Source organism: Actinomyces ruminicola, from assembly GCF_900103885.1.
In the GTDB taxonomy this organism is placed as follows: domain Bacteria; phylum Actinomycetota; class Actinomycetes; order Actinomycetales; family Actinomycetaceae; genus Actinomyces; species Actinomyces ruminicola.
Genome location: NZ_FNIM01000002.1, coordinates 203,174 through 210,820, shown reverse-complemented (window position 1 = coordinate 210,820; position 7,647 = coordinate 203,174). Strand labels below are relative to the sequence as shown.

General features: G+C 69.5%; 6 protein-coding genes and 1 pseudogene. 3 read left to right on the top strand and 4 right to left on the bottom strand.

The annotated features are described in order from the left end of the window. From BLR49_RS12970 to clpB, 4 genes and pseudogenes are all read right to left on the bottom strand, one after another. A pseudogene (locus tag BLR49_RS12970) lies at positions 1-255 on the bottom strand (IS481-like element ISAar28 family transposase); the annotation flags it as partial. Between the two features lie 669 nt (positions 256-924). Beyond that, entirely contained in the window at positions 925-1,380 is a 456-nt protein-coding gene (locus tag BLR49_RS04230; protein ID WP_218121300.1) for a GNAT family N-acetyltransferase, read from the bottom strand. A gap of 135 nt (positions 1,381-1,515) precedes the next feature. After that, a complete protein-coding gene (locus BLR49_RS04225) occupies positions 1,516-2,223 on the bottom strand; it encodes a TetR/AcrR family transcriptional regulator (protein WP_092533915.1) in 708 nt (235 codons plus the stop codon). A gap of 128 nt (positions 2,224-2,351) precedes the next feature. After that, a complete protein-coding gene (gene clpB / locus BLR49_RS04220; protein ID WP_092533912.1) occupies positions 2,352-5,054 on the bottom strand; it encodes an ATP-dependent chaperone ClpB in 2,703 nt (900 codons plus the stop codon). Between the two features lie 260 nt (positions 5,055-5,314). Between clpB and BLR49_RS13840 the strand changes: the two genes are divergently transcribed. The 3 genes from BLR49_RS13840 (at position 5,315) to BLR49_RS04205 (ending at position 7,618) form a co-directional block, all read left to right on the top strand. Continuing rightward, a complete protein-coding gene (locus BLR49_RS13840) occupies positions 5,315-6,049 on the top strand; it encodes a hypothetical protein (RefSeq protein WP_092533909.1) in 735 nt (244 codons plus the stop codon). Positions 6,050-6,176: 127 nt separating this feature from the next. Beyond that, positions 6,177-6,881 carry a hypothetical protein gene (locus tag BLR49_RS04210; protein ID WP_092533906.1) on the top strand — a complete coding sequence of 235 codons (705 nt, stop codon included), beginning with the start codon at positions 6,177-6,179 and terminating at the stop codon, positions 6,879-6,881. An 80-nt stretch (positions 6,882-6,961) separates the two neighbouring features. Beyond that, on the top strand, positions 6,962-7,618 hold the full coding sequence (locus BLR49_RS04205) for a hypothetical protein (RefSeq protein WP_092533903.1): 657 nt from the start codon (positions 6,962-6,964) through the stop codon (positions 7,616-7,618). Positions 7,619-7,647 lie beyond the last annotated feature (29 nt).

Sequence of the window (7,647 nt, the reverse complement as noted above, 5' to 3'; positions counted from 1 at the left end):
CGCCCGCACCCGCAGCGCCTGGGTGCGCTGATCAGCACTGATAGCCGACGGACTCCTACGCGGCCTGGTGGAGCCAGGCTCAAGAGCCGCGGCCTCGCCCTCGGTACGAGCGCGGGCGCGGATCGCATAGAAGGTCTTACGGGAGATGGACTGCTCGGCGCAGAAGGTGGTCACCGCCCCGCGCGGGGCGTCATCCGGCCACCGGACGATCGCCAGACGCACACGCGGATCAACACGACGGTTCGTTGAGCTCATGCCCCAATCCGACCCGAAGTGTCACCACCAAACACCCCAGAACTGTCACCGATGTCCTGAGGCAGAACTGTCACCGATGTCCTGAGACATAACAGTGCGGCGTGGGCGGTCCAAAGCGACGTAAGGGGTCCGAACCGGCGCAAGGGGGTCCAAACTCGGGGCGGTTCACCGTCGATGCACGGTCGGTGTACACCTGGGAGCACCCCTGACCGGGCGGACCAGCACCAGGCGGCGTGGCGGCCGGGGCCCGGCAGGCGGTGCACCTCCGGCGCCGTGATCCAGCTGCGGCGGCGGCCGGACTCCTTCATAGGGGCCTGGCGGATCGGGCAGAGCCCTTGCCCGCAGGGACCGTGTTCCCACGGCCCGCACATCTGCCCGCGGATGCCAGGCACCGGCCCGGATTAACCCCCCAGACCATAACCCTCACCGACCTTCCCGCACCACAGCAACCACGACCCCGATCTTAAGCACCACCATCGCGCCGACAACCCGCGAATGTGTGTGCGGTTCAGGCGTGACGGTTCGGGCGTTCACCACCACAGCGGCGCACACACCAGGAACCCCGGGGGCGCAGTGTCCCAAACCGGAGTAACTCATTACGGGCTACCGGGTTCGTTCGGTCTGAGTGCGCATCTGAAGATGGCGGATCGGCCCAGTCCTGCCGGGTGGCTAAGCCTGAACGTGCCTGTTGGCCGGCCGCAGGTCAAGCAGCGCTGCCGCCGTCGGCGACATCCCGCAGCCATTCTCATAGAAGGCCGCCAGGGGCGGGTCGTAGTCCACGTGCAGCCACCGGCACCCACGGCGGCGCGCCTCCTGAGCGGCGGTGTCTACCAGGCGAGTACCGGTTCCCAACCCCTGACGCCTCGGGCTGACGCAGGTGTCCATGAGGATCGCATGGAGCCCGCCGTCGCCAAGCACATTGACGAAACCGACGAGCTCGGTCTCCAAACGCGCCGTGACCCAGAACAGACTGTGGCCCCTGAGCCGCTCCACCCATGCAGGTGGCGGGCTGGCGGGTTCCAACCCGAAGGCCTCTGCGTGGAGACGCTCCAACTCGGCATCATCTATGGAGCCACAGATGGACAGGGTCGGCAGAAGCGGCTTGTCTGGTCGGCGCTCGGTCACACAGCCGATGGTAAGGATCGATCGAACGGACCGCAGTCTGCTGCCACACCGAGATACCCGCGCCACTCCAGCGGCCAACCACGGCCGCCATATCTACCGATCTCGGCATGTGACTTCTACCGATCTCGGGGGAACTCAGCCGATCCGCCAGCGCTGCTTCAGGTCCTCCACGTACAGGCGCATCTCGTCGACCATTCCGGTGCCGACGTTGCGCGCCGCAGCCGTGTCGGGCGTGGTGGCGCACAGCCACTGGATCTGCAGCCCATCGCTCAGCGCCACCACCGAGCGGGCGATCAGACGCGAAGGAGCCTCGGGGCGCACCGTTCCGGCGGCCTTGCCCCGTTCCAGGCTCTCCTCGATCTGGGCGATGGAATCGGCCAGGTGACCTGCGAGCCAGGCGTGCGCCGGGTGCTCAACCGCCAGGACGGCGGGCGTCGTCGCCGTGTAGATCGCCACCAGTTCACGATGCCGCGTGTTGTGCTCCACCAGGGCGGTGAAGGCGTCCAACAGCCGCCAGGGATCGTCCCTGAACTCCTCGTCACCCAGCAGGTTCGCCCGGTCCTCGCGGTCGCGCCGCTCCAGCACCTGGGCGAACAGCGCCTCCTTGGAGGCGAAGTGGTGCAGCAGCCCGGCCTTGGAGATCTCGGCGGCGGCGGCGATGTCCGCCAGCGAGGTACCCGCGTAGCCGTGGGCGCCGAACAGGGCGACGGCCTCGTTGAGGATGCGTTCGCGCTTGTCCTCGCTGCCTGCCGGCGGCCGACCGGGGCCGCGCCAGCGCCCGCCCGTGGAGGCGGGGGCGGCCGTGTCGGAGGCGGCCGGGTCATGAGCCGAGGTAGAAGACATGCCCATATTCTGGCACCGATGCGCCGGCGGGCCCGGGCGGCGTGTCCATGCCGTCCGGGCCCGCCGGAGTCGGTCCGCCGGGGAAGGAGCGGAGCCGTCGTCGGCGGCCCTCCCGCGGCTGGTCCGATTCAGGCGACCGGGGTCGCCGCCGACGGCGCCCAGGCCTCCCCGCGGGCCGTCAGCGCCAGGCCGGCGAGCACGCCCTCGGGACTGACGTCGACGACGACCTCCTGGCCGTCGAGCACGTCGCCCGCCAGCAGCATCCGGGCCAGCCGGTCACCGATCTCGCGCTGCACCAGACGGCGCAGCGGCCGGGCGCCGAAGGAGGGGTCGTAGCCCTCGTCGGCCAGCCACTCGCGGGCGGCGTCGGTGACGGTGAGGGTGAGTCGGCGGTCCTGCAGCCGCTCGGACATGCGGGCGAGCTGGATGTCGACGATCCTGCCGAGCTCCTCCTTGGTCAGCGCGTCGAAGATCAGCGTGTCATCCAGCCGGTTGAGGAACTCCGGCTTGAAGGCGCCGCGCACCGCGGTCATCACCGAATCGCGCTTCTCGTCCGGGGACAGCATCGGGTCGATGAGGAACTGGCTGCCAAGGTTCGAGGTGAGCACCAGGATGGTGTTGCGGAAGTCGACGGTGCGGCCCTGGCCGTCGGTCAGGCGACCGTCGTCGAGCACCTGCAGCAGGATGTCGAAGACCTCCGGGTGGGCCTTCTCCACCTCGTCCAGCAGCACCACCGAGTAGGGGCGGCGCCGCACGGCCTCGGTGAGCTGACCGCCCTCCTCGTAGCCGACGTACCCCGGAGGGGCGCCGACCAGGCGCGCGACCGAGTGCTTCTCGGAGTACTCGGACATGTCGATGCGCACGATGGCGCGCTCGTCGTCGAACAGGAAGTCGGCCAGGGCCTTGGCCAGCTCGGTCTTGCCCACACCCGTGGGTCCGAGGAACAGGAAGGAGCCGGTGGGCCGGTCGGGGTCGGACACGCCCGCGCGGGAGCGGCGCACGGCGTCGGACACGGCGGTTACGGCGGCCTTCTGGCCGATCAGCCGCTCACCGATGACCTCCTCCATGCGCAGCAGCTTGGCCTGCTCGCCCTGCATGAGCTTGCCGACCGGGATGCCGGTCCAGGCGGAGATCACCTCGGCGATCTCGGTGGGACCGACCTTCTCCGCGATCATCGGCTCCGGGGCACCGCCCTCGCGCTCGACGCCGTCCGGGCCGACGACGGTGGTGTCGGTGGCCTCGACGTCGCGGATCTGCTTCTCCAGGGCGGGCATCTCGCCGTAGCGCAGGCGGCCGGCCTCCTCGAAGCGGCCCTCGCGCTCGGCCAGGTCCGCCTTGGTGCGCAGCTCGTCCAGCTGCGCGCGCAGCTCACCGACCTTGTTGTGTCCGGCCTTCTCCGCCTCCCAGCGGGCGTTGAGGGAGGCCAGGCGCTCGGCGGCGTCGGCCAGTTCGGCGCGCAGCCGCTCCAGGCGGTCCACGGCGGCGGGGTCGGCGCGGTCCCCACCCTCTTCCAGCGAGTCGGCCAGGTAGGACTCCTCCATGCGCATGCGGTCCACCCGGCGGCGCAGCTCGTCGATCTCCACGGGCGAGGAGTCCAGCTCCATGCGCAGCCGGGAGGCGGCCTCGTCGATCAGGTCGATGGCCTTGTCGGGCAGCTGGCGGCCGGAGATGTAGCGGTCGGAGAGGGTGGCCGCGGCCACGAGCGCGCCGTCGGAGATGGTGACCTGGTGGTGGGCCTCGTACTTGGGGGCGACGCCGCGCAGGATGGCTACCGTGTCATCCACGGAGGGCTCGCCCACGTACACCTGCTGGAAGCGGCGCTCCAGGGCGGGGTCCTTCTCCACGTGCTCGCGGTACTCGTCCAGGGTGGTGGCGCCAACCAGGCGCAGCTCGCCGCGGGCCAGCATGGGCTTGAGCATGTTGCCGGCGTCCATGGCGCCCTCGGAACCGGCGCCCGCGCCGACGACGGTGTGCAGCTCGTCAATGAAGGTGATGATCTCGCCGTCGGAGTCCTTGATCTCCTTCAGCACGGCCTTCAGGCGCTCCTCGAACTCGCCGCGGTACTTGGCGCCGGCGACCATGCCGGCCAGGTCCAGGGCCACGATGCGCTTGCCGCGCAGGGAGTCGGGGACGTCACCAGCCACGATGCGCTGGGCCAGCCCCTCGACGACGGCGGTCTTGCCGACACCGGGCTCGCCGATGAGGACGGGGTTGTTCTTGGTGCGGCGGGACAGCACCTGCACCACCCTGCGGATCTCGGCGTCACGGCCGATCACCGGATCCAGCTTTCCCTCGCGGGCCGCCTCCGTCAGGTCGGTGCCGTACTTCTCCAGGGACTTGTAGGTGCCCTCGGGGTTGGGCGAGGTGACGCGGGCGGAGCCGCGCACCTGCGGCAGGGCCTCGCGCAGCCTCGGGGCGGTGGCGCCGGCGTCGGCCAGCAGCTTGGCGACGGGGTCGGCGGAGGCGTTGCCGGCGGCCAGGCCGATGAGCAGGTGCTCGGTGGATACGTACTCGTCCCCGAGGCGCTTGGCCTCGTTGCCGGCGGCCTCCAGGGCGGCCAGGAAGGCGCGCGAGGGCTGCGGCTGAGCGACGGAGGAGCCGGAGCTGGCGGGCAGGCCGGTCAGGATGCGGCGCGTGGCCGCCCCGACCGTCTGGCGCGCACCGGGGTCGGCGACGACGGCGGCGAGCAGGCCGGCGGCGACGCCGTCCGTCTGAGCCAGCAGCTCCGAGAGCAGATGCGCGGTGTCGACCTGCGGGTTGCCGGCGGCGGCGGCCGCCTGCATGGCTCCGGAGATCGCCTCCTGCGAGCGGGTGGTGAAGTTCGTGTCCATGTGGGACCTCCTTGACGTGGGTGCCCGGACTCATGCTCATGCGGCCCGGAGTTCTGCACGCCTCAACCGACGCAACCTTGAGTCTATTCCGCTCAACTTTAAGAGAGCCTGGGTGAGGGGCGGCTACCTGGTCACAACCGTCACTCCGCATCGACCGCGAAGAACCCCGCATGGGGAGTCCTGCCCATTTCGTTATCGGATCCCGTTCCATAGCCTGGCGGCACACACCTGCCCGAACATTCCTGAGATTTGGAGATCCCATGAAACGCACGCCCCGCCTGGCAACCATCGCCACCACCACCCTCACCGCTGTCGCCCTGACGGTGTCCATGTCCGCCTGCTCCTCCGGTTCCGACGACGCCGCGGACCAGGGCTCCGACCAGGGGGTCACCGCCGACGCCGGCACGGACGCCACCGCTGAAGACACGGACGCGGGCGACGCCGAGGCGAGTTCCGCACCCACCGTCCCCGACGGCTACTCCCTCACCGAGGTGCCCGACGCCGACCTGGCTATCGCCATTCCCTCCGACTGGACCACGCTCACCGGCGACGACGTCGCCGACGCAGAACGCGTGGCCGCCATGGCCACCGCCCTCAACACCACCGAGGACGACGCCAGGAGCAGGCTGGAGATGCTGTCCCTGTACAGCATCGACATGAACGAGGACAGCAGCGGCTACGGCGAGACCCTCAACGTACAGATGCTCGCCGAGCCCAATCTGCCCAGCGAGGACCAGCTCACCGGGATGATCGAGGCGCAAAGCACCACCGAGGTCACACTGGATGCCGGCGACTACTCCACCGTGACCACCGGCTCCGGCGCCGACGCCATCATGCAGGTCTACGACCTTGTCTACGCTGACGGCAGCTCAATCCCCAGCGCCTACCTCGTCCTGCCGACCGCCGATGGCAGCCAGACCGCTTACGTGGCGATCAGCACCACCTCCGCCGAGCGGACGCAGGAGCTGGCCGATGTGATCCTCAGCTCGGTCTGATCCGAGACACACTGTTACTCGATTCGTTATCGTTGGGGCGAGAACGCAGTCGTGTTCTCGCCCCAACGGCTCCCTGACGACCCTCAAGGCAGCACTCGCCGTCGTCAGTCACTCGACAAGGAATCCCATGGCTCACCCATCCCGCAGAACCGCCCTGACCACCGCCTTCGCCGCCGCGCTGGCGACCTCGCTGGTCGCCTGCTCCGGCTCCAACAGCGCGGACAGCACCAGCACCGCCACCGAGCAGGAGAACTCACAGACCGCGACGGAGGCGAACGGCTCGGCGGACAACGGATCGGACTCGGCCGCCACCGTTCCCGACGGCTACACGGCCGTCAAGCTCCCAGACATCAACATGTCCTTCGCGGTCCCCTCCGGCTGGGAGACCCTCACCTCCACCGACGCGGCTGACGCCGAGCGCGTGAGCGCATTCACTCAGGCGACGGGCCTGGATGCGGACTCCGTCCAGTTGAAGCTCGAGACGTACTCGATGCTCTGCGCCGCCGTTGCGCAGTCCGACACCACCGAGGAGATCGATGTCCGGGTCGACGCCACCGTGAACGAGCTGCGCACGGAGGAGGAGATCTCCGCGGACAACAAGGAGAACGGCCTCGGGGCCGTTGACCTCAGCGTCAGCACCACGACGACGGGCACCGGCGCCGAGGCCAGGACGATGAGCTACTCCATCGACCTGTTGGGCAAGATGCAGTACACCACCATGATCAACACGCTAAACCCGGATGGGAATGGCATCGTCCTCTTCTCAATCACCAGCACCGCATCCGCCGAGCGGGCGCAGGAGCTGGCCGAGGCGATCCTAAGTTCCATCTGACCCCGACCGCACACCGACGCCCCCGCCCCACGACAGGGGTCGAAGCCTCACCCGCCGGAACTCAATCGAAACGGACTTCCATGCACCGCCTGCCCCGCCGGACCGTACTTGCCGCCGGCCTCACCCTGGCCGCGTCGCTGTCCGCGGCGGCATGCTCCGCGGACACGAACTCATCCGACGGCCCCACCACGCCCGACGGCTACACCCTCACCGAGGTGCCGGACTTCGACTTCTCCCTGGCCGTACCCACCGACTGGACCACGCTCACCCACGACGACCTGGACGACGACGAGCTGGTGGCCACTGTCGCCGAGGCGCTCGGACAGGACGCGGACTCGCTGCGTGATACCGCCGATACCTTCCACCTGATCAGCGTTGACGCCGATACCACCGGCTATGCGGAGAACCTGGCGGTCTCCCAGTACGAGCTCGAGGACGGCCTGCCGCCCGCGGAGGAACTCGCGGAGGTCACCGACGACGACCAGGTCAGCTCCAGCGACCATGCGCAACGGACCACCGGATCCGGCGCCGACGCCGTCCTCTACACCGCCAGCGGAACGCTGAGCGGCTCCGGCGAGGCCTTCCACATCGCCTTCATGGCCGTGTCGATGGACGCCGGGGCCACCGCGAGCGCCGACGCCGCCACCGCCCCGAGCACGGCGACCTTCGTCATGATCAGGGCCGCCTCGGCAGATCGCGCCCAGGAACTGGCCGATGTCGTCCTCGGCTCCGTCTGACCGGGCCCCGATTGACACCCGGCTGGTTC